The organism is Sinorhizobium americanum (genome assembly GCF_001651855.1).
Lineage (GTDB): Bacteria > Pseudomonadota > Alphaproteobacteria > Rhizobiales > Rhizobiaceae > Sinorhizobium > Sinorhizobium americanum.
On sequence record NZ_LNQC01000064.1, the window covers coordinates 88,105 to 108,238 of the forward strand.

22 protein-coding genes and 1 tRNA gene are annotated in these 20,134 nt (G+C 61.5%); 6 read left to right on the plus strand and 17 right to left on the minus strand.

The genetic code is table 11. The features are described 5' to 3' along the window. Positions 1-117 precede the first annotated feature (117 nt). A complete protein-coding gene (locus ATC00_RS19315; RefSeq protein WP_037388734.1) occupies positions 118-789 on the plus strand; it encodes a protein-L-isoaspartate(D-aspartate) O-methyltransferase in 672 nt (223 codons plus the stop codon). A 59-nt stretch (positions 790-848) separates the two neighbouring features. Here ATC00_RS19315 and ATC00_RS19320 read toward each other — a convergent pair whose 3' ends face one another. The 12 genes from ATC00_RS19320 to ATC00_RS31290 form a co-directional block, all read right to left on the minus strand. After that, positions 849-1,895: a GlxA family transcriptional regulator gene (locus ATC00_RS19320; protein ID WP_037388737.1), complete on the minus strand. Its 1,047-nt coding sequence runs from the start codon at positions 1,893-1,895 to the stop codon at positions 849-851. Positions 1,896-1,956: 61 nt separating this feature from the next. Continuing rightward, positions 1,957-2,955, minus strand: coding sequence for a 4-hydroxyproline epimerase (locus ATC00_RS19325; RefSeq protein ID WP_064254002.1), 999 nt, complete (start codon positions 2,953-2,955; stop codon positions 1,957-1,959). A 12-nt stretch (positions 2,956-2,967) separates the two neighbouring features. After that, the gene (locus tag ATC00_RS19330; protein WP_037388741.1) at positions 2,968-3,819 is read right to left on the minus strand and encodes an ABC transporter permease; all 852 of its coding nucleotides are present in this window, start codon (positions 3,817-3,819) and stop codon (positions 2,968-2,970) included. Further along, positions 3,816-4,664, minus strand: a complete 849-nt coding sequence (locus tag ATC00_RS19335; RefSeq protein ID WP_064254003.1) for an ABC transporter permease — start codon at positions 4,662-4,664, stop codon at positions 3,816-3,818. The genes ATC00_RS19330 and ATC00_RS19335 overlap by 4 nt, the downstream gene beginning before the upstream one ends. Positions 4,665-4,677: 13 nt before the next feature. After that, entirely contained in the window at positions 4,678-5,766 is a 1,089-nt protein-coding gene (locus ATC00_RS19340) for a quaternary amine ABC transporter ATP-binding protein (protein WP_037388744.1), read from the minus strand. Between the two features lie 110 nt (positions 5,767-5,876). Beyond that, on the minus strand, positions 5,877-6,728 hold the full coding sequence (locus ATC00_RS19345; RefSeq protein WP_037388746.1) for a glycine betaine ABC transporter substrate-binding protein: 852 nt from the start codon (positions 6,726-6,728) through the stop codon (positions 5,877-5,879). 76 nt (positions 6,729-6,804) lie between these two features. Next, positions 6,805-8,151 (minus strand): NAD(P)/FAD-dependent oxidoreductase, encoded by a 1,347-nt coding sequence (locus ATC00_RS19350; protein WP_064254004.1) that lies wholly within the window; start codon positions 8,149-8,151, stop codon positions 6,805-6,807. After that, entirely contained in the window at positions 8,148-9,668 is a 1,521-nt protein-coding gene (locus ATC00_RS19355; protein ID WP_064254005.1) for an aldehyde dehydrogenase, read from the minus strand. The genes ATC00_RS19350 and ATC00_RS19355 overlap by 4 nt, the downstream gene beginning before the upstream one ends. Then, on the minus strand, positions 9,661-10,569 hold the full coding sequence (locus tag ATC00_RS19360; protein ID WP_037388751.1) for a dihydrodipicolinate synthase family protein: 909 nt from the start codon (positions 10,567-10,569) through the stop codon (positions 9,661-9,663). The genes ATC00_RS19355 and ATC00_RS19360 overlap by 8 nt, the downstream gene beginning before the upstream one ends. Continuing rightward, complete coding sequence (locus ATC00_RS19365; protein ID WP_064254006.1) at positions 10,566-11,279, minus strand: GntR family transcriptional regulator; 714 nt, start codon at positions 11,277-11,279, stop codon at positions 10,566-10,568. The genes ATC00_RS19360 and ATC00_RS19365 overlap by 4 nt, the downstream gene beginning before the upstream one ends. Positions 11,280-11,775: 496 nt before the next feature. Next, positions 11,776-12,507 carry an adenylate/guanylate cyclase domain-containing protein gene (locus ATC00_RS19370; protein WP_064254007.1) on the minus strand — a complete coding sequence of 244 codons (732 nt, stop codon included), beginning with the start codon at positions 12,505-12,507 and terminating at the stop codon, positions 11,776-11,778. 180 nt (positions 12,508-12,687) lie between these two features. Then, a complete protein-coding gene (locus ATC00_RS31290; protein ID WP_072597101.1) occupies positions 12,688-13,089 on the minus strand; it encodes a GFA family protein in 402 nt (133 codons plus the stop codon). On the opposite strand from ATC00_RS31290, the gene ATC00_RS19375 reads away from it, so the two are divergent. Together ATC00_RS19375 and ATC00_RS19380 are read left to right on the plus strand one after the other, a co-directional pair. Then, entirely contained in the window at positions 13,088-13,351 is a 264-nt protein-coding gene (locus ATC00_RS19375; RefSeq protein WP_064254008.1) for a hypothetical protein, read from the plus strand. The genes ATC00_RS31290 and ATC00_RS19375 overlap by 2 nt on opposite strands. Positions 13,352-13,372: 21 nt before the next feature. Continuing rightward, positions 13,373-13,678, plus strand: a complete 306-nt coding sequence (locus ATC00_RS19380) for a hypothetical protein (RefSeq protein WP_037388762.1) — start codon at positions 13,373-13,375, stop codon at positions 13,676-13,678. Positions 13,679-14,125: 447 nt separating this feature from the next. On the opposite strand, the gene ATC00_RS19385 is transcribed toward ATC00_RS19380, so the two are convergent. Both ATC00_RS19385 and mnmA read right to left on the minus strand, forming a co-directional pair. Beyond that, a tRNA-Met gene (locus tag ATC00_RS19385) sits at positions 14,126-14,202 on the minus strand. A gap of 134 nt (positions 14,203-14,336) precedes the next feature. After that, positions 14,337-15,533 carry a tRNA 2-thiouridine(34) synthase MnmA gene (gene mnmA / locus ATC00_RS19390; RefSeq protein ID WP_064254041.1) on the minus strand — a complete coding sequence of 399 codons (1,197 nt, stop codon included), beginning with the start codon at positions 15,531-15,533 and terminating at the stop codon, positions 14,337-14,339. A 431-nt stretch (positions 15,534-15,964) separates the two neighbouring features. Between mnmA and sciP the strand changes: the two genes are divergently transcribed. Both sciP and ATC00_RS19400 read left to right on the plus strand, forming a co-directional pair. Further along, positions 15,965-16,240, plus strand: coding sequence for a CtrA inhibitor SciP (sciP, locus tag ATC00_RS19395; RefSeq protein ID WP_003527546.1), 276 nt, complete (start codon positions 15,965-15,967; stop codon positions 16,238-16,240). Between the two features lie 233 nt (positions 16,241-16,473). After that, the gene (locus tag ATC00_RS19400) at positions 16,474-16,755 is read left to right on the plus strand and encodes a GNAT family N-acetyltransferase (RefSeq protein ID WP_037388767.1); all 282 of its coding nucleotides are present in this window, start codon (positions 16,474-16,476) and stop codon (positions 16,753-16,755) included. Between the two features lie 125 nt (positions 16,756-16,880). Here the strand turns inward: ATC00_RS19400 and ATC00_RS19405 are convergent, their stop codons facing one another. Next, positions 16,881-17,231 (minus strand): hypothetical protein, encoded by a 351-nt coding sequence (locus ATC00_RS19405; protein ID WP_037388770.1) that lies wholly within the window; start codon positions 17,229-17,231, stop codon positions 16,881-16,883. A 443-nt stretch (positions 17,232-17,674) separates the two neighbouring features. Between ATC00_RS19405 and ctrA the strand changes: the two genes are divergently transcribed. Further along, positions 17,675-18,376 carry a response regulator transcription factor CtrA gene (ctrA, locus tag ATC00_RS19410; protein ID WP_012709262.1) on the plus strand — a complete coding sequence of 234 codons (702 nt, stop codon included), beginning with the start codon at positions 17,675-17,677 and terminating at the stop codon, positions 18,374-18,376. Positions 18,377-18,564: 188 nt separating this feature from the next. On the opposite strand, the gene ATC00_RS19415 is transcribed toward ctrA, so the two are convergent. Beyond that, positions 18,565-18,927, minus strand: coding sequence for a response regulator (locus tag ATC00_RS19415; protein WP_037388773.1), 363 nt, complete (start codon positions 18,925-18,927; stop codon positions 18,565-18,567). Between the two features lie 263 nt (positions 18,928-19,190). Beyond that, the gene (gene chpT, locus ATC00_RS19420) at positions 19,191-19,835 is read right to left on the minus strand and encodes a histidine phosphotransferase ChpT (RefSeq protein ID WP_064254009.1); all 645 of its coding nucleotides are present in this window, start codon (positions 19,833-19,835) and stop codon (positions 19,191-19,193) included. Positions 19,836-20,134: the final 299 nt, after the last annotated feature.

Below are 20,134 nucleotides of genomic sequence, written 5' to 3' on the forward strand. Positions count from 1 at the left end.
CTGAGCAGGAGGATATAGCGATGGCCAAATGCGACCAGTGCGGCAACGGGTGTTTCCCTGCCCATTGATGCTAAGATGCCCGCCCGAGTGCCCACGAGCTGAGGAAAGGCCGTCCTCATGAAGCCGATGAACGAAGAGCACCTCGCCGTTCTGCGCAGGCACATGGTGGAGGTGATTGCAATCTATGTCGATCTTGCAAGCGAGGAACTCGGCAAGGCGGTGCTCGATGAACGGGTGATGGCGGCGATGCTGCGGGTGCCCCGGCATCTCTTCGTGCCCGCTGCGATTGCGCCTCTTGCCTATCAGGACACGCCCTTGCCGATCGGATTCGACAAGACCGTGTCGCAGCCCTTCATGGTCGCCCTTATGACTGATCTCCTTGATCTCCAACCGCATGAGGCGGTGCTCGAGGTCGGCACCGGCCTGGGCTACCAAACCGCAATTCTCGCCGAACTCGCCGGGCAGGTTTGGAGCGTCGAAATCATCGAGGAATTTGCAAATCATGCCGAGGCTTTGCTACAGGGCTTCGGCATGTCGAACATCGGCATCCGGGTCGGCGACGGCTCTCGCGGCTGGCCTGAGCATGCCCCATTCGACAAGATCCTGGTCACCGCGGCAGCCGAGGAGGCGCCGCCAGCCTTGCTCGAGCAGCTCAAGCCGATGGGCCGTCTGGTTCTTCCTGTTGGATCCGAAGAACAGGTGCTGACAGTCATCGACAAGGATGCGGCGGGACACCTCAAGGCGCGGCAACTGATCCCGGTTCGGTTCAGCCGGCTCGAGGCGGCCTGATGTGCGTCTGGCATCTGGCGCAAGGGAACATCGTAACGGGACACACCGCCTAATTTAGCCTAGATAGCTCTCGGCAGGCTGCTTTCGACCCCTTGCCGTTCGCGCGCCGCGGAATCTCGGATCTCCGCCGGCGTTCGGCCGTAGGTCCGCCGAAACTCCTTGGTAAAATGCGAGGTGTTCACAAAGCCGACGTCGAGCGCGACCTCGATTATGGGCTTCTTGCTTGTCAGCAGGATGTGCCTCGCCCTGTCCAATCGCAGGCGTCGGAAAGCAAGAGCGGGAGACATGCCCGCCTTTTCGGAAAACAAGCGTTCGAGCTGGCGGCGCGACAAGCCGACGGAGGCTGCAAGCTGCTCGATGGTGATGCCACCTTCGAGATGCTGCTCCATATTTATCAGAGTGGCCATGACACGGTTGTCGTTGACGTAGTCGTGCAGCGGCTGCCGCGTCTGGATATCGAACTGCGACCGGGCCTTTTCGATCTGCAGGACTTCGAGCGCGTTGCGCTCGGCGTCCCGGCTGATGTGCCGCCGCACCAGGGCAGCCGCAAGGTCGGCGGCACTGCTTCCCCCTGCACAGGAACCGCGCTTGCGGTCGAGATTGAACAGCCGGTCCGGTCGGACGTCATGATCGGGAAATCGTTCGCGAAACTCGTGGTAGTGAAGCCAGCTCACGCAGGTCTGGTGTTCCTTCATCAGGCCGGCCTCCGCCAGAATGAAGGAGCCGGTGCACAGGCCGATCAACGGAACGCTTTTCGAAGCCGCCCGCTTCAGAAACCGGATTGTTTCATGGTCGACCGGCTGCTCGACACTGAGAAGTCCACCAACTACGGCAATGTAATCGAACTCGCCAGGATCGACGAAGTCCGATGTAGGAGCGACCTGGACGCCGCAGCTCGAGGTGATCAGGTGCCTCGTGCTGCCGAGGACCTGCCAATCGGCGAGGACGCGGCCCGATCGGTCGAGCTGGTCACTCGCAAGCCGGAGGGTATCGACGAATAGCGCAAAGGCCGACAGCGTGAACCATCGGGAGAGGATGAATCCGATTTTCAGGCGCTGCGGCTGCGGAGCGCCCCCCGGCGCCGATGAGTGGACGGAATGTCCCATTTTACTCTGGCTCCTCTCAAATTGGGGGGCGTCCCTTGTAGACCCCCACCCGCCCCTGCGATCACCTGATCTGAAATCCGTGGGCCAAAGGATCGCGGTCGTCGACGAAGATCGTATTGTGGCCGGTGATTCGCGCCCATGCGCCGATACTCGGCATGATGCCCTCGTGGTGCCCGACCTTGGCCGCCGCCTCGATCTGTCCGTCGAACACCGTGCCGATCAGGCTTTCATTCCGATAGGTGTCACCGACCTTCAGTCGCCCTTTTCCGTGCAACTGCGCCATGCGGGCGGAGGTCCCGGTTCCGCCAGGCGAGCGGTCGATCGCCTTGTCGCCATAGAAGACCGCACCGCGGCCGTCGGCATTTTCGTTGGTCGGCCGATCGCACCAGATCGCGTGGTGGACGCCGCGAATCCTGTCATCCTCCGGGTGCACGGGATCGCAAACCTCTGCAAGCGCCGTACGGAGTTTCTGGCTGAGGCTGACGATTTCGGACGCGGTCATGCCGTCGAGACCTTGCCAGTGCCGCTGCGGCTCGACGACCGCATAGAAATTGCCGCCATAGGCGATGTCCACGACCAGCCGTCCGACACCCGGCACGTCGACTTCGACATCGGCGCTGTAAAGGTAGCTCGCGACGTTGAACAGCCGCACGCTTCTGACGAAATCGCCGTCCATCTCGTACCTGACGTCCACCCTTCCGGCCGGCGTTTCGATCGACAAGGTCCCGGGAGTTTTCGGCCGGACAAGACCTTCCTCGATCACGACGGTCGAAAGGCCGATCGTGCCGGCTCCGCACATCGGCAAGCAGCCGCTGACTTCGATGAAGAGAGCCGCGAAGTCGCAATCGTCCCGGAAGGCCGGATAGATGATCGCTCCGGACATGACATCGTGGCCGCGCGGTTCGAACATCAACGCCTGGCGTATCCAGTCGTGGTCGCGAACGAAGATCTCGCGCCGCTCGGCTATCGGCAGATGCGGAAGCAGCGGACCACCGCCGGCAACGACGCGAACCGGATTGCCGCAGGTATGCGAGTCGATACAGAAAAAGCTGTGCCGCATGATCCGCTCCAGTCAGCCCGCTGGCCGCGTTCGGTTACGTTGAAGTGCGCCACGCGAAAACCGGTCGAGAAGAAGCGCGACCGCGACGATGGCGAGGCCGGCGCGCAGGCCAAGCCCCATTTCCATTCGCGTCAGGCCGCGCGTCACCTCTGCACCGAGCCCGCCTGCCCCGACCAAGCCGGCCAGCACGACCATGGCGAGCGACAGGAGGATGCATTGGTTGAGGCCGACGAGCAGGGTCGGCTTTGCCGCGGGGATTTCGATCTTGAAGAGGATGGAGCGGGGCGAGGCACCGATCGCCTGCCCGAGTTCAAGCAGGTCCTTCGGAACCTGATTGAATGCGAGCGTGGTCAGCCGCAGCATCGGCGGTATACCGTAGACGATCGTTGCAATAATCGCCGGCACCCGCCCGAGGCTGAAGATCATCACCGCGGGAATGAGATAGACCCACGGCGGCACCGTCTGCATGATGTCGAGGACAGGGCGGATCGCCGCTTCGAAGGCCTTTACACGAGAGGCGAGAATACCGAGGGGAAAGGCGATCAGGACGGAGATCGCCACGGCGACGGTGACCAAAGCAATCGTCTGCATGGATGCGACCCAGAGACCCATCACAAGGCAGAAGCCGAGTGCCAGTCCCGCAAGAATGGCCACGCGGATGTTGACGAGGACAAGGGCGAGAAGCACCACGGCGGCGATCAGCACGTAAGGCGGCAGCGCCAGCAGCGCCGCTTCGATTCCCGAAAGCACCGCCTCGACGACAGTGCTGATCAAGGCGAAGAACGGATGGAAGTTGGCATTGAGCCAGTCGATAGCCGGCGCCAGGTATGTTCCCAGCGAAAACTGAAACGAGTCCAGGTTCATCTTGTTCCTCCCTTGCCGAGGCTGGCAGCACTCTGCGTGATGCGGTCAAGCACCATGGTCAGCACGACGATCGCGATGGCGGCATCGATCGACCTGGCCATGTCGAGCGTCCGGATTGCCTTGTAGATCGTCTCGCCAAGCCCTCCGGAACCGACAATGCCGGCGATCACGACCATGCCGAAGGCCATCATCAGGCTCTGGTTGATGCCGGCCATGATGCTCGGCATTGCAAAGGGCAGACGGATCTTGAAGAACATCTGCCATCGTGTGATGCCGACGGACTGGCCAAGCTCGATGAACTCGTGCGGTGTCATCCGGATGCCGAGCGACGTCAATCGAACGGCCGGAGGCATGGCGACCACGAAGGTCGCAATGAGCGCGGTCGCCGGACCGTAGCCCAGGAGCGCAATCGCCGGGAGAAGGTAGATGTAAGGCGGCAGGGTCTGGATAAGGTCCAGAACCGGCTCCAGCAAGCGGTCGAGCTGCGGCAGAAATCCTGCCACCACCCCGATCGGCAGCCCAACGAGAAGCGCCAAGGACGTCGCCGTCATGACCAGGGCCAAGGTACTTACGGTCTCCGGCCACAGGCCCAGGAGCGAGCACAAGACGAGGGCGATCCCCGTCAGTACGCCAAACCAGGCATTGACCAGCCGCCACCCGGCAAGGGCCAGGACCGCCGCCACCACAAAGAAAGGCGGAAGGTCGAGCAGCCATAATATGCCGTCATAGAGTCCCTCGAGCATCGCTCTGACGAGATCGAAGAGGAACTCACCGTTGTCGCTCAGCCACTCCAGTGCCGAGTCCGTCCAGGCGTCGAATGTGTCCGCGAAAGCCGAACTTTCCATATCGCGCCCTCCTCTAGGCCGCCGCGGCCTGTTCGGCAGTCGTCGTTCCCTTGACGCCGGCCAAAAGACTCTTGGCCGTGACGACACCGACCGCGGCCCCCTTGTCGACGACCGCAATGCCATCGCGATCCGATTGCATGGTCAGCCCGATGAGTTCGTCGATGTCTGCTTCCGGAGTGGTCTTGGCGAGCGAGGCGAGGTCGCTGCCCGGGTGCTGCCGTTGATACTCGGCAACCGGGACCATGACCGAATGGGCCTTGATAAGATGGAGACGGGAAATCCCCGCTACGAAGTCCGCGACATATTGGTCCGCCGGGTTGAGGACGATGTCTTCGGCGGTCCCCACCTGGATGATCACGCCGTCCTTCATGATCGCGATGCGATCGCCGATCCGTATGGCCTCGTCGAGATCGTGAGTGATGAACACCGCCGATTTGCCGAGCTCTTTCGTGAGCTGGCGGAACTCGTCCTGCAACTGCCTGCGAATGAGCGGGTCAAGTGCGCTGAACGGTTCGTCCATGAGAATGATTTCCGGATCGGAGGCGATGGCGCGTGCCAGTCCGACGCGCTGCTGCATGCCGCCGGAGAGTTCCGATGGATAGCGATTGAGCCAGTCGCCGAGACCGACTTTCTCCAGCGCCGCCGTGGCAGTCCGGTTGCGCTCGGCTTTCGCAATGCCTTGGACCTCCAGCCCGAAGGCCGCATTCTCGAGCACCGTGCGATGCGGAAGCAATGCCACGCTCTGGAAGACCATGCCGATGTTCTGGGCGCGCATCTGCCGAAGTCCGGCCGCGTCGAGGGCAGAGAGGTCCTTGCCCTTGACGAGCACCTTGCCGAGGCTCGGCGTGATCAGCCTGTTCAGAAGCCGGATCAACGTGGACTTGCCGCTGCCAGACAAGCCCATGATGCAGAAGATTTCGCCGCGGCGAACCTGGATGCTGGCATCGGAAACGCCGACGACGCAGTTGTATTCCTGCAGGATCTGCTTCTTCGACAGGCCGCGCTTGGCAACTGCTTCCATAGCGGCGGGTGCCTTGTCGCCGAAGATCTTCCAGACCGATTGGCAGTCGATCAGCACTTCGTTTGCATCGATGCTTGCCATTTTCCTCACTCCCTTCGAGCCAATCCCGTGCTGGCAGTGCTCAAGTCCTCACAAGCCTTGGCAGCGGTCGCCCGGACGAGTCCAGGCGACCAGAATTGCGGTATCGAACCTCAGTACTTCTTGATGTTTTCCCAGCGCTTGAGGAGGTCGGCATGGCTATCCGTCCACTCTTTGACGACCTCTTCCATCTTCTTGCCGTCGCCGACGGCGCCGTTCATCGCGGTGATGTCAGCCAGCGGAACATAGACGCTTGCCAGGATCTCGCGTGCCTGCGGATTCTCTTCCGAGAAGCCCTTATGACCGATCCAATAATAGGTCTGCGGCGGCGGGAAGACGCCCTTCGGGTCCTTGAGGTACTTCACGTCGTACTTCTGCATCATCCACGACGGCTCCCAGAGAGTGACCGCGATCCACTCCTGCCTGTCGATTGCGGATTTAAGCGCTGCAGTCATCGCCGCGGTGCTGCCTTCGACGAGCTGGAGCTTGAGGCCGTATTCCTGGACCGCGTTCGCGGTGTCGCGCATCAGGCCGGCGCCCGGCTCAATCCCGATGATCTTTCCGCCGAATTTGTCGGCGTTGTCATTGAGCTGTTCGACGGAGTCGATGTTGACGTATTTGGGGACTGCGATGCCCTGATAGAGGCCGTGGGATACCGGCGAGATCTTCTCCAGACGGTTCTTGTTCTTGTCCCAGTAGTCCTGGGCGACATAGTCGGTCTGCGAGGCCAGGATCTGGATATCGCCCTTGCTCAGCGCCGCATAGGCGATGCCCCACTCCGAAAACTCAGTCACGTTCACGGTATAGCCGGCGTCTTCCAGAACCTTCTTGGTGATGCCTGCGATCGGCGTCAGGTCCTCCCACGCCATCGTTCCCATCTCGATGGTCTTCTCCTGAGCGCGAGCCGGCATCATGGTCAGGCCGACCATCGCAGCGGCGCAGAATGCTTTCCAAAGTGTCTTCACGGTTCACTCCTGTTCTTGGTTCCCGTTGTTTTTCAAAGACTGCTCATTCAGTCTTCGTCATTGCGTGGTCGCCGGCTTAGCCCTCCCGACCAGCTCGCAATTCCTGCCAGCGGATCACCGAGTTGATGCCGAGCCAGGCGAAGGGCTCCGGCGGTAATCTGCTCGGGATCGGCTGATCCTTGTATGTCTCGAGATCCCGGTTCCCGGTGCCGGTGGCGAGTTCCGCGGCCATCATCCCCGCCAGCGTGCTTTTGACGGTGCCGAGACCATTCTCGCAACAGGCGGAATAGAGCCCCTCCTCCATCTCGCCGAAGGCGGGGACATGGTTCCTGCTGAGACAAAGCGCTCCCGCCCAGCTGAACTCTAAGGGCACCCGCTGAAGCTCGGGGAAGCGCGCGTCGAACGATCGCCTCTGTTCGGCGGCGATACCGGCGATGCGCTTCGTGGAGACTTGCAGGCTCGGGTCGTAGGTGAAGCGCGTCCTGATCACGATCCGCGAAAGACCGCTGCTGCTGATCTTCCTGACCGTCGCGCCCATCGGATCCGCCGGCAGCAAAGCCCAACGGTCGGCTCCGCTCGCCCGGCTGCCGAACTCCTTCGGCGAGAAGGCAGCCGTCATGGAGGCGTAGGTGAAGATGTGCATCAGTCGACGACGGAAATAGCCGAAGCTCTCGACATGGCCATTCACAGCCAGGATCACCCGGGGCGCCGTCACGGTGGCGCGGTTGGATCTCGCCTTCCAATCCTTCCCCTGCCGGGTCAGTTCGAGGACAGGCGAATGTTCATAGAGATTGACTTTGGAACCCAGGCCGTGCGCCAGCCCCCTGATATAGTCTGCCGGCTGGATCAACACGGCGCCCGGCGTGTAGAGGCCGCCGAGATAATAGTCGGAGCCTGTGATCTCGCGCATCTGCTTGAGATCAATCAACTCGTGCTTCTCGCCGATCCGCTGCAGCGAAGCGGCATAATTCCTGTTGAATTTCAGGCCTCGCTCGCTGGCCGCGGCGTTGATCTTACCGGATGGATCGAAGGTCTCCTTCGACATCCCGTATTCGGCAGCAGCCTCTGCGGCGAATGCGATCGCCAGACGATTCTGCTCCATTTCCAGCGCCGTCGCCTTCTCGTCGGCGACCGAATACTCGCCGGAAGCGAGATTGTGCGGCACATCGATCATATAGCCGGAATTGCGGCCGGCCGTGCTCTTCGCAACCTCGGTTGCATCGAGCAAGACGACCTTGTCGCCCGGCCGCAGTTGCGACAATCTCCGCGCGGCCGAAAGGCCCGCGAAACCCGCGCCGATGATAAGCCAATCGGCGCGGACGTCGCTCTCAAGCGTCTGCATCGGGAACCGGCGGGTGCTGATCGCCTCCCAGCCGGATCTTCCGGTATCGACAGGCAGTCGCTTGATTGTGTGGTGGTTCATCGCACCGTCTCGTCGACCGAGCGATCCGAGACATCGATCCAGATCGTCTTCAGTTCGGTGTACTGGTCGTGCGCCCAGATGGACTTGTCGCGACCGCCGAAGCCGGATTCCTTGTAGCCGCCGAACGGTGTCGTCGCGTCGCCCTCGCCGAAGCAGTTCACGGTGACAACGCCGGCGCGGATCTCGCGCGACAGCTTGATCGCGTTGCGGAGACTGCCGGTGTAGACTGAGGCCGTCAGGCCGTAGACCGTGTCATTGGCAAGCCTGATCGCCTCCGCCAGACTGCTGAAGGTCGTGACCGACAGCACCGGCCCGAAAATCTCTTCCTGGAAGAGGCGGCTGTCGCGGCCGACGCCGTCGACGACGGTCGGCTCGACAAAATTGCCGCCTTCTCGCGTGTCGCCGCCAAAGAGCAGCGAAAGCTTCTCCGTTTGGACGTCGTCCAGGAACGACTTCACCTTCTCGAAATGGGCCTTGCTGACCAGCGATCCGATGCGGTTTTCGGGATTGAGCGGGTCGCCCATCCTCCATTCCCGCATGTAAGCACCGATCCGCTTCAGGAGCTCGTCCTTGACGTCGGCGTGAACGATCAGGCGCGAGGTCGCAGAGCAGTTCTCGCCCATGTTCCAGAACGCGCCGTTGACGACCTGCTCGGCGACGAGATCGAGATCCTCGACATCGTTCATCACCACGGCCGGGTTCTTGCCGCCGCATTCGAGAACGACGCGCTTCAGGTTCGAATCCGCGGCGTAACGCAGGAAGCGCCGGCCGGTCGCGGTCGAGCCGGTGAAGCTGACCATCGAGACGTCCATGTGCATGCCGAGCGGCTCGCCGACATCCTTGCCGCTGCCGGTGACGACGTTGAAGACGCCGGCCGGAATACCGGCCTCGTGAGCGAGTTCCGCCACCCTGAGCGCTGTCAGCGTCGTCTCCTGCGCCGGCTTGACGACGACGGAGCAGCCGGCCGCAAGCGCCGGCCCGATCTTCCAGGCGAGCATCAGCAGCGGGAAGTTCCAGGGCAGCACGAGGCCGACGACGCCGATCGGTTCGCGCACGACGAGCGTCAGGGCGTTCGAGCCGACCGGTGCGGTGTTGTCGTAGATTTTGTCGATCAGCTCCGCGTGCCAGCGGATCGTGTGGATCGTGTCCGGCACGTCGATCGTCTGGACCTCGCGGATCGGCTTGCCGCTGTCGAGGCTTTCGAGCACGGCGAGTTCGTGGCGGTTGCGCTCGAGCAGCCTGGCGAACTTCAGAAGGACGTCCTTCCGCTCGCCGGGAGAGCGCAGATGCCAGCGGCCGTCTTCAAATGCCTGCTTGGCCTTGGCGACGGCAAAGTCGACGTCGGAAGAATCGCAGGCGGCGATTTCCGTCAGGACTTCGCCCGTCGCCGGATTGGTCGTCTTGAATGTCTTTCCGGATGCGGCAGGGCGGAAGGCGCCATCGACGAAGGCATTCGACGGATAGGACATCGACTTGGCGATCGCCGCATATTCCGCTGCGGTCAGAAGATCATGCATAATTGGCTCCCGATGTGATGTGGGCAACGGACCGCTTCAGGGTGCTGATGACCGTTTGGAGGCTTCGCTTTTCTTCGGAGTTCAAGGGGCGCAGCGGTGCGCGCACCTCGCCGACCTTCAGCCCGTTCAGCTCGCAGCCGAACTTGATCGACTGGACGAACTTGCCGCACTCGAGAAAGTCCATCAGCGGCAGCATCGCCGTCATGATGGCGCGGCCCTTGTCGAAGTTCTTCTCTATGACGCAGGCTTCATAGAGGGCGACATGTTCGCGCGGCAGGAAGTTGGAGCCGGCACAGACCCAGCTTCTCGCTCCCCAGGCGAAGAACTCGAGCGCCTGGTCGTCCCAGCCGCAAGAGAGCGAGATGTGCGGAAACTTCCGGGCGAGCAGGTGCAGGTTGCCCATGTCGCCGGAGCTCTCCTTGATTGCCACGACGTTCTTGGACTTGCCGACGCGGGAGAAATACTCGTCTCCCATCATCACGCCCATGCGGGCCGGATAGTTGTAGAGCATGATCGGCAGGTTAGCCGCACGGTCGACCGTCAGCGCATGCACAGCGTTCTCGCGCTCCGTCGGCAGGGCATAGGGCGGCGACGAAACGAGAATCGCATCGGCCCCGATGTCTTTGGCGGCCTTCGCATACTCGACCGAATCCTCCGTCCGCGTGGCGCCGGTCCCGACGATCAGCGGCAGCCTCGTTCCGATGACGTCCTTGGCACGGGCGGCAAGGTCGAAGCGTTCCTGTGCCGATTGGGCGTAGTATTCCCCGGTCGATCCGCCGACGATGATCCCGTGGACCTTGGCCTCGATCAGAGATTCAAGGACCTCCGCGAACGCCTTCATGTTGATCATGCCATTGGTGTAAGGCGTCACCGCAGGCGTATAGATACCTTCGAACTTCAAGACAGTTTCTCCATCTGCAGTTTGGCCGGGCCATCGACCAGGGCGTCGGCCTTCAGGCCTTGCGGCGCAATGAACATCTCCATGTTCTCTCGCGAGAGCTCCCAATGCTCAAAGACGAGGTCGACGACCGCGTCCTCGTCATGAGCGGCGATCGCCGCGATGAACGCGTCATGGTGTTCGACGGCGACGCGCAGCCGCTTTTCCATGTCCTCGTTGCGGGGACGGAAGAAGGTGTGGCCGATGCGGGCGTGGTCGATCAGCAGGCGGCCGAGGCTCGGCTGCAGATAGACGTTGCCGGACATCTCGCCCATGATCTCGTGGAAGCGGTTATTCTCCAGCACCATCGACGGCGCGTCCTTGGACCCAGCAGCAGTGCGAAACCGCTCCTGCGTGTCCTTCAGTTGCGTCATCTGTCGGGGCTTGAAGTTCTGGACGGCCAGCCGGCCGATCGCCGCGTAGACCATCGGCGCGACCAGGAAGAAGTTCCTCAACGTCGAATGGTTCATGGGGGCCACCCGCGCCCCGCGATTCTCCCGAATTTCGACGTATCCCTCCCCCTCGAGGCGACGGATGATTTCACGCACCGGAGTCCGCGATACGCCGTAGCGCTCGCCAAGGACCACCTCGTCCAGGTCCTCGTCGGGATCCAACTCCATCGTCAGGATCTGCCGTTTCAGATCTTCGTAGAGACCGTTTTTGCCGCTCTTCACAGGGACCTCCTCTGACGTCTGGAAGTGGCTGATGCGCACAAGGTCGCACCCAAGGAGCAGCGAGTCAAGAAAAATGTATTATCTGCGTATACATTCGTTATTCGCACAGAATACATTTTCCTCGAGACTCTTCGGGTCGGGAGTCGCAGGATGGCTGCGCGTGCAGCGAAGTGGCTGTTGTGGCGAGGGAAATGCGGCGGCTTGTGCGCTGCTCGTGTTGCGAAGTTCTCGCAGGTGATCCAATGCATGTCGCCCAAACCTGTGCAGCGGTTTTGGGATGACGGCATGCACAAAAACAGCGACCTAGAGCGCGCCGCGTGAAGACGTTTGAACGCGACGCGCTTCAGACCGCGCGTCTTATCAGATGCGCAAAGGTCGCGCTGATTTACGCCTCTATCGGCATGACTTATGGCAACATGCGGTAACCGCGAACCTCGAAGGTCGGCGATCCCGCAAATTCGACCCTGTCGTCGCCTCCGCCGGCCTCAACCATCCTTCAGACGGCGTAAAGCTCGACCGGCTTGTCAAAGCCCTTGAGGCGATATTCCCGGCCTATGCTTGCGGCCGTCTGACTGTGCGCCCGCTCGCGAACGGCCGTGGTGACGAGAATCCCGCCCGCTTCAGCGGCCGCCTGTGCGCGGGTGGCAGTATTCACGACCGTTCCAATCGCCGTCAGGTCCCGATGCGATCGACCGAACTCTCCGAAGCTGGCCTCGCCCGAATCGATGCCGATTCCGACGCCGAATTCGCTTCCGTCCAGGCCTTCGGCAGCGTGCAGCTCGCGGCGCAATCGGCAGCGGCGCTGGATCTCCCTCGCGGCCAGAACAGCACATTCCGCGTGGTCCTGGCGGGGGATCGGAAAATTGAAAATTGCCATCACCGCGTCACCGACCGTCTTGTTGAGAAGACCGTCGAATTCCCAAATGGCTTCGGCACATTCGTCGTAAAAATCATCCAGCATGGAAGAGACGGTATCTGCCGACAGCGACTGCGACAGCGTCGTATAGCCCCTCAAATCTGCAAAAAGCACGGTCACGTCAACGGTGATCTTGCGGGCCTTCATCACGCGTGTGAACATGAGCTCGCAAATCGTGCAGGTGTTCGGGTTCATCCGGCTGGGGCGGATGCCAAAGGCGCGGAAGGGTATGGAGGCTGGTCCGCGCAGAGGCACAGGGATCCGCATCTGCTCCCAGCAGCCCTTGCAGATTCTCGATTGGGAAAACGACATGTCGCCGCGACTCCCTGTATAGGTCGCCGCGGATTTTCGCACATCTCAGTCGGAAAATCTTTCGAATATCCATCGAGGACTCGGATAAGGAGTCACGCCTACTTCAAAGTTCCCCGGCAGAATGTCTCTGGCCTTTCAGATCGCGACGGTTTTGGCCGGAGCCGGCACGGGTCATTCTCGTCAAAACCAGAGATCGCGCACGCATAGTCCTTTCGACGGCAGGTCCTCAAACGTGTCGAGACCGTCGAAATGATCAATCGGCAGGTCACCAACCGCATCTGGCGGCGCAAGCCGCAGGTTCACAGCCATACGCCGGCGGCCATCCTTTTCAAGCCGCAGGCCGCGCCAGCTCAGAACACAGGCGCAGGATGGACAGAACAATATCTCAAGCGATGACTTGTCCCTGCCGGCGCGCGTGTAGGAGGCCGTCTCTCCCGTGACGGCGATACGCTCTCCTTCGTAGTCATAGGCCCACAGCGCACCGTAGCGCCGGCAGAGTGTGCAATTGCACGCGGTGACCGAGCCGGGGTCCCCCTCAAGAGTCCATCTCGCCTTCCCGCAATGACATGAGCCGATCAGCATGAGCCAGCCGTTCAATCGCGCTGCCTTTTCAGTGGCGGCATCCTGCCCCAATCAGGCCATGGCCGCAACCAGCGATAAAGTCGCCAATCCGGCCTCTCCACAGAGGGGCGAACAGGCTATCCTGTTCGACCAGTTCGTCCGACCTGCCTTCGCCCAGGTCGCCATGCGCGGAACAGCCCGATTGAAGGCGGCCTCGCTGACGGTGGGATTTGAAAAGTTTGCGTTGACCGCTTTCGACGTCGAGGCGACACTTGCACCCTGAAGCAAGGCAGGAGGAAAATTGATGGCCGAGCCAGACAGCTGGCGCTCCATGACAAGCGCACCGAAAAACGGCAGTCGGATCCTCGTGACGATCCGCCCGTCCGAACAAGGTGCGGCAGAAGTTGACCTCGCCTATTGGTCGAATGGCGACCAGTTCGGTGCAGAAGGCTGGCGCGCCTCTGATTCCTCGCCCGGCCGCATCATCGAATACGCCGAACCCGAATTGAAGTGCTGGATGCCGATGCCCTCGGCCAATCTCGATCGCACCTCGATGCCCTCACCTTGGGAAGGCGACGACGAGCGAGAGCTCGACGGTTCAGGGATTTGAGAACTTGCTCCGCCGTGCTGCGAAGTTGATGTGAAGCGAGTGGCAAAATCCAACGCGACGACAGTGCACCACGGCGAGTCTGGACTTAACGTCGACAAACCACGTGACCAGCGTCTTTATCTTCGGACGTGCCGTACGAGAGCTTGGTATTTCGGAGACTCCCGCAATCCTATTCATAATGGGCGGCAGCGGCCAGACGATGCGGTAGGCGGCGGTCGCCTATGTATCTGCTCTCAGTGCGATCAAGCAAGACACTGGGCCGCGAACCGCCGAGCGACGCACCGTCCCCGCCCGGTGCTCGCCTGATCCGGGAGTGGAACGGCAGCAGCCATGTCGCGACGTGGTGGAGGAGGCTTCATCCATCGACAACCCGTTCGGCACGAGATTGTCACCCATGTCTTAAGTACGTTCTGTTACCTATGTCTCTGGGCTGGACGAAGAACTGAATGGTAGCGGAGGAGGGATTCGAACCCCCGACACAAGGATTATGATTCCTCTGCTCTAACCTACTGAGCTACTCCGCCGCCGGTGCCGTGGAAGCTTCTTGGCGAAGCCCGTCTCGGCTGGACGGGCGGCTTATAAGGTGCTGTTCCGGCTAGTGTCAAGCAATGTCTTCGGGAAAGTGCGAACTTTTGCCGATGCGCCGAACCGCCGCCGTTCAGGCTGCCGCGGGCTCGCGCAGGAGCGCCTGGAGGGCCGCCTCCGCAGCCGGTTCGCGTTCGGACTTGCGGATGAATCCGCCGCCATAGACACGGGCGTCCTCACCGGTGCCCGAATAGAGCGCGCAAGCCTGGCCCGGCGCCACGCCCGCCTCGCCGTCGACAAGCTCGACATAGATGCCGTCGGCATCGCGCCTCAAGACAGCCGGCGCCGGCTGGCGGGTGGAGCGGACCTTGGCGAAGCATGCGAAGCCGCGGGCTGCCGCCTCGTCGATTTCCTCATCACCGAGCCAGTTGACGTCGCGCAGATAGACGCGACGCGTCTCGAGCGCCTCCTTCGGCCCGACGATGACGCGGCGGGAGCGGGCGTCGAGATAGACGACATAGAGCGGCTCGCCGGTCGCGACCCCGATGCCACGCCGCTGGCCGATCGTGTAGTGCAGGATGCCCTCATGGCTGCCGAGCACCCGCCCGTCGAGATGGACGATCTCGCCGGCGAGCGCCGCATTCGGCTTCAGCTTCGAGACGATGTCGCTGTATTTGCCCTGCGGCACGAAACAGATGTCCTGGCTGTCGGCCTTCTTGGCGACGACGAGGCCCATCTCCTCGGCGAGCGCGCGCGTCTCGGGCTTGGAAAGGCTCCCGAGCGGAAAGCGCAGATAGTCGATCTGCTCCTGGGTGGTCGCGAAGAGGAAATAGCTCTGGTCGCGCTCCGCGTCGGTCGGCCGGTAGAGGGCGCGCTGCCCGGCATAGCGCGGCTTCGGACTCGGCCGGGAACGGATGTAATGGCCGGTCGCAAGCGCGTCGGCGCCGAGCTCCTTGGCGGTCGCCAGGAGATCGGCGAATTTGACGGTCTGGTTGCAGGCAACGCAGGGGATCGGCGTTTCGCCGGCAATGTAGCTTTCGGCGAAGGGGTTGATCACCGTCTCGCGGAAACGTGCCTCGTAATCGAGGACATAGTGCGGGATGCCGAGCGTTTCGCAGACGCGTCGCGCATCGTCTATGTCCTGGCCGGCGCAGCAGGAGCCGGCCCGGTGCACCGCCGCACCGTGGTCGTAGAGCTGCAGCGTGATGCCGAGAACGTCGTAGCCCTCGCGTTTGAGCAAGCCTGCCACCACGGAGGAATCGACGCCGCCGGACATGGCGACGACGACGCGCGTATCTTCGGGCCTGCGGTCAAAATCGAGACTGTTCACGGGATCCAATCCGGCATCCGGACGCCGCTATCGCTGCCAACGTCCTGTTTTACCCAATGCATGCTTCCTTAAATCATAGTCGGCTTAAGGATAAAACATGCAGCAATTCAAAGTGCTACAGCGACCTTGCGCGTCCGATGACGCGCGGCGCGGTGGAGGGCCGCGCGCTGATCACGATTGCGCCGGCGGCATTCCTTCGGCCTTCTGTGCCGCGACATATAGAAACTTGTGCTTCGCGGGGCAAGTGCGCAGGCGTGCCGGCCGCGGGGGCTGCCGACCGAGGCCGCCCGTCGGCCGCCGTTCGCGGCGGTTTGCAGTGGCTCCGAGGTGTCTCAAATTATGAGCAAATCGTTACCGTCCACTTAGGCAAATGTTAAATGTGGCAAGCTAAGGTCGCCTCCATATGGTCTTGAGTTTGTGTAGAGAGTCCCATGACCGAAATGATGCGTCCACGCGTGAAATATGTCATCGGCCCCGATGGCAGTCCTCTGACGATTGCGGATCTGCCGCCGGCGAACACCCGCCGCTGGGTGATCCGCCGGAAGGCCGAGGTCGTCGCTGCCGTGCGTGGCGGCCTCTTGAGCCTCGAAGAGGCCTGCGAGCGTTACACCCTCACCGTCGAGGAATTCCTCTCCTGGCAATCCTCCATCAACGACCACGGTCTCGCCGGCCTGCGCACCACCCGCATCCAGCAATATCGCCACTGATCCATCCGCGACAGGGCCATAGTTCGAACCGGCGGCTCGGGATTTTCCCGCAGCCGCCGGTGTCGTTTCTAGGCATTTTGCAGTCAGGTGGAATCACCGGACGTCGCACAAATGTGGCAAGAACAGCGTGTGCGCGCATCCCGCGCTAAAACGCGCCGCAGTCGACAATCGGCTGTGCTTTGCGGGTCGTTGCTTAGCACGGCCCGCAGAGCGGCCAAGGCAAAGGAGTGCCTATGCAGATAACTGAGGAGAAGACGGGAGCCAAGGGCCGCTACATGGCGACCATCGACGGACACACCGGCGAAATGACCTATTCCAGATCGTCGCCCCAGCTTGTAATCATCGATCACACCTTCGTGCCGGATGAATTGCGCGGCAAAGGCGTGGGACAGGCGCTTGCGAAATACGCTGTCGAGGAAGCACGCAAGGGCGGCTGGAAGATTATTCCGCTCTGCCCCTTCATGCGCGCTCAGGTGATGCGTCATCCGGATTGGCAGGACGCCGTCCAGGCATAGCCGGCATTTCTTCGCAACACGATGGCCCGCCTCCCAAAGGAGAAGCGGGCCATTGTTATCCCGGAGCAGGCAGTCCCCGGCCGCCATTGCGGCCAAGGTTCCCGTCAATCGCCTTCGGCCTCTTCTCAGGCGCGAAGCCGCGCCGACGAATCCCGCTCCTCCAGGGCTGCGGCCTTGGCATACTCGGCCTGAACCTCGGCAAGCGCCAGTTCGGCCGCGTCCTGCTGTACCTTCAATTCGCGGATCGACACCTGGAGATTGTCGGCCCGCTGGCGTGCAGCCTTGGCGAAGGTCGGATAGGCAAAATGCGACGGATCGGAGATTCCCGACTTCTTTTCCTCAAAGACGATCTGGCTTTCGAGGTCCTTGGTCATCCGCTCGAATTCGGACATCATCATCTGAAGCTGGCTCAACTGACGCTGCTTCTCCCGCACCTGAAATTCCTTCAGGCGGGTAAGGCTCTCACGTGCTTTCATACGCAATACTCCCGTGGATAGCGAGACCCCGGTTACCGATTCCTGCGCCCGACTGCCGGCCCGCGCGGGCCGGAAACAAAAAACGACTGCGGTCTTAACAAATACCTACCGCTGGTAACCTTTCGTTTACGGGCATCGTTAATCATAGGTGCGATGATTTAAGGCTCCGTAAATGCTGAGGTACGAAATGTGGCGCCTTGCGCATTTGCGAGTCGAAAGAGTCGGATAGCGGCATTTCCTCATTTTTTGCATGAAGAGTGCCATTTCAGATTCACCTTTGGAATCAGGAGACTGCTAAAAATATTTAACATTTTCGATACACCTTGCCAGAGTGAATCAGAATTTGTTAACCATTTGGTGGCAGCCTCCAAATCAGGCAACGACTGGATCCGTATCGCGTAAGGGGGCCACGACGACCTTGGGCGGCGGAAAAGGGGAAGACTATGCGGGTTCTACTGATCGAAGACGACAGCGCGACGGCGCAAAGCATTGAGCTCATGCTCAAGTCCGAGAGTTTCAACGTCTACACCACCGATCTCGGGGAAGAGGGCGTCGATCTCGGCAAGCTTTACGACTACGACATCATTCTCCTCGACCTCAACCTGCCGGACATGTCGGGCTACGAGGTGTTGAGAACGCTGCGCCTGTCGAAGGTCAAGACCCCGATCCTCATTCTCTCCGGCATGGCCGGCATCGAGGATAAGGTCCGGGGCCTCGGCTTCGGCGCCGACGACTACATGACCAAGCCCTTCCACAAGGACGAGCTGGTCGCCCGCATCCATGCGATCGTGCGCCGCTCCAAGGGCCACGCCCAGTCGATCATCGCCACCGGCGAGCTGATCGTCAACCTCGACGCCAAGACGGTGGAAGTCGGCGGCCAGCGCGTGCATCTGACCGGTAAGGAATATCAGATGCTCGAGCTCCTGTCGCTGCGCAAGGGCACGACGCTCACCAAGGAAATGTTCCTGAACCACCTCTATGGCGGCATGGACGAGCCGGAACTGAAGATCATCGACGTCTTCATCTGCAAGCTGCGCAAGAAGCTCGCCAACGCCGCCGGCGGCGCCAACTATATCGAGACGGTCTGGGGCCGCGGCTATGTGCTGCGCGAGCCCGACGGCAACGATTATCTGGAAACCGCATGATTTGCCGGCGGGTACCGCCGCCAAGAACCGATATATACCCCCGCAAACCCGCCGCACCGGCGGGTTTTTGCTTTGCGGCGGGAATTTGATCCAGTTCGAAAACCACCCCCGCCGATTTCATTCCCGTGAATGAAAAAAGCCGCGGTCGGTGCCGCGGCTGCAATGCTCGGTCTGGCTATGCGAATGCGTCAGGCGGCCATGGATTGGCTGGCAAAGACGCTCGTCAGGATCTTGCGATCGAATGGCTTCAGCAGGAAATCGTCCGCCCCGGCCCGCTTGCCGGCCATCATCTTTCGGAGATCCGCTTCGACGACGCAATAGTAGATGCGCACCGACGCGCCCTCGGGCAGCCGGCGGATATTGGCGATGAGATCGAGGGCGCCCTCGAGTCCGGAGTCGACGATCAGGATGTTCGGCAGTTCGGCCTCGCAGCGGACAAGCGCCTCGAGGCTGCTCGGCGCTTCGGACACCAGGAAACCCATGCCCGACAGAATGCGCTTCCCGACCTTCCTCACAACATCCGAGCCATCGGCAATCATCAAGCGCCGCATGTCCAACTCCTTCAGGCCTCATCGGACCCCAAAAGGCGTCCATAAAGCAAAACTTAGAGAGATTTGGCAAAGAAACCGTTACCGCCACGGTTGACGGCCTATTTTCATTTCTCGCAAAGCAATAATCCGCCGAGACCCTGTGAAACCCTCGCCGGAGTCGGAAGCAGCGGTACCTTCCGGCACCCGAGATAAGAGAAAGGCCTCCATCGCCGACCGATGGAGACCTCGTTTCATGCCATGGGAGTGATCAGCGGCGGGGTGGATCAGGCTTCGGTGCGAGCGGTGAAGACGATCTCCTCGCCGGTCGACGTGACGTCGATCAGCATGCCAGCCTCCTCGGCGAGCAGAACCGTGTAATAGGGTTGGATCGAGTGGGCGTCCACGGCTTCCTCGGGGGTGCCGGAAAGGAGCTCAGTCAGCCTCGGCGGAACGCGCATCATTCGCCCCTTGGCGACAAGCGTAAATACCGCATCGAACTCCGGGTTCTTCAGGGTGATGTCAAGCGAGCCGCCGCGCGGGATTGCGCCATAGGCGATCAGGAAAAGGTTCAGCAGGAGCTTGACGCGGTTCTTGGCGACGATCGCCCGCGGGCCGTTCCAGGTGACCTCGGTCTTCTTTTCCGCAGCAGCGAAGTCCTTGGCGGCCTTCTCCGCTTCGCCGGTGTCGATCGACGCGCCCACCGAGCCGGAGGCGCCGAAGGCAAGCCGGGCGAACTTCAGCCGCACCGATGCATTGAGCGCGCTGGTACGGATGAGGTCCATCGCATCGGCGTCGGCGCCGCCCTCGTCCAGGAGTTCGAGACCATTATTGATGGCGCCGACCGGCGAGATGATGTCGTGACACACCCGGCTGCAGAGCAGCGCCGCCAGATCGGGTCCCGTCAACGTCAGGTTCGGATTCTTTGCCATCATTCTTCCCGTTCGGTTCCATCAGCATATCGACGTCTGGACTCGTGCCATCTCCGGCGAGGCCTTCGCCCGAGCCCGGCATAGCTATGCGGCCCGCGCCGATCAATAGGCCATAATGACATCACATTTGGTAAACCGATTATTAAGAGGATCGGTTCAAATTGTCAGGGCACCTCCGGACTTCGAGTGGAACCACGGAAAGCGGATCAGGTGCACTCGTTCGAGACCCGCGCTGGCCCGCGCAACTGATGCAAGAGCTGGTCATGACGGCCGGCCCGCGAGCCGCATTCGCGCCTGAC

What these genes read in the sequence shown, in the direction of transcription:
- ATC00_RS19415 (WP_037388773.1), bottom strand. Translation starts at nt 18,927, where the DNA reads ATGCGGCGCTTGATGATTGCCGATGGCTCGGATGTTGTGAGGAAGGTC.
- ATC00_RS19400 (WP_037388767.1), top strand. Translation starts at nt 16,474, where the DNA reads ATGCAGATAACTGAGGAGAAGACGGGAGCCAAGGGCCGCTACATGGCG.
- ATC00_RS19325 (WP_064254002.1), bottom strand. Translation starts at nt 2,955, where the DNA reads ATGCGGCACAGCTTTTTCTGTATCGACTCGCATACCTGCGGCAATCCG.
- ATC00_RS19335 (WP_064254003.1), bottom strand. Translation starts at nt 4,664, where the DNA reads ATGGAAAGTTCGGCTTTCGCGGACACATTCGACGCCTGGACGGACTCG.
- ATC00_RS19330 (WP_037388741.1), bottom strand. Translation starts at nt 3,819, where the DNA reads ATGAACCTGGACTCGTTTCAGTTTTCGCTGGGAACATACCTGGCGCCG.
- ctrA (WP_012709262.1), top strand. Translation starts at nt 17,675, where the DNA reads ATGCGGGTTCTACTGATCGAAGACGACAGCGCGACGGCGCAAAGCATT.
- ATC00_RS19355 (WP_064254005.1), bottom strand. Translation starts at nt 9,668, where the DNA reads ATGCATGATCTTCTGACCGCAGCGGAATATGCGGCGATCGCCAAGTCG.
- ATC00_RS19350 (WP_064254004.1), bottom strand. Translation starts at nt 8,151, where the DNA reads ATGAACCACCACACAATCAAGCGACTGCCTGTCGATACCGGAAGATCC.
- ATC00_RS19340 (WP_037388744.1), bottom strand. Translation starts at nt 5,766, where the DNA reads ATGGCAAGCATCGATGCAAACGAAGTGCTGATCGACTGCCAATCGGTC.
- ATC00_RS31290 (WP_072597101.1), bottom strand. Translation starts at nt 13,089, where the DNA reads ATGCTGATCGGCTCATGTCATTGCGGGAAGGCGAGATGGACTCTTGAG.
- ATC00_RS19380 (WP_037388762.1), top strand. Translation starts at nt 13,373, where the DNA reads ATGGCCGAGCCAGACAGCTGGCGCTCCATGACAAGCGCACCGAAAAAC.
- ATC00_RS19375 (WP_064254008.1), top strand. Translation starts at nt 13,088, where the DNA reads ATGAGCCAGCCGTTCAATCGCGCTGCCTTTTCAGTGGCGGCATCCTGC.
- ATC00_RS19370 (WP_064254007.1), bottom strand. Translation starts at nt 12,507, where the DNA reads ATGTCGTTTTCCCAATCGAGAATCTGCAAGGGCTGCTGGGAGCAGATG.
- ATC00_RS19320 (WP_037388737.1), bottom strand. Translation starts at nt 1,895, where the DNA reads ATGGGACATTCCGTCCACTCATCGGCGCCGGGGGGCGCTCCGCAGCCG.
- ATC00_RS19315 (WP_037388734.1), top strand. Translation starts at nt 118, where the DNA reads ATGAAGCCGATGAACGAAGAGCACCTCGCCGTTCTGCGCAGGCACATG.
- ATC00_RS19405 (WP_037388770.1), bottom strand. Translation starts at nt 17,231, where the DNA reads ATGAAAGCACGTGAGAGCCTTACCCGCCTGAAGGAATTTCAGGTGCGG.
- chpT (WP_064254009.1), bottom strand. Translation starts at nt 19,835, where the DNA reads ATGGCAAAGAATCCGAACCTGACGTTGACGGGACCCGATCTGGCGGCG.
- sciP (WP_003527546.1), top strand. Translation starts at nt 15,965, where the DNA reads ATGACCGAAATGATGCGTCCACGCGTGAAATATGTCATCGGCCCCGAT.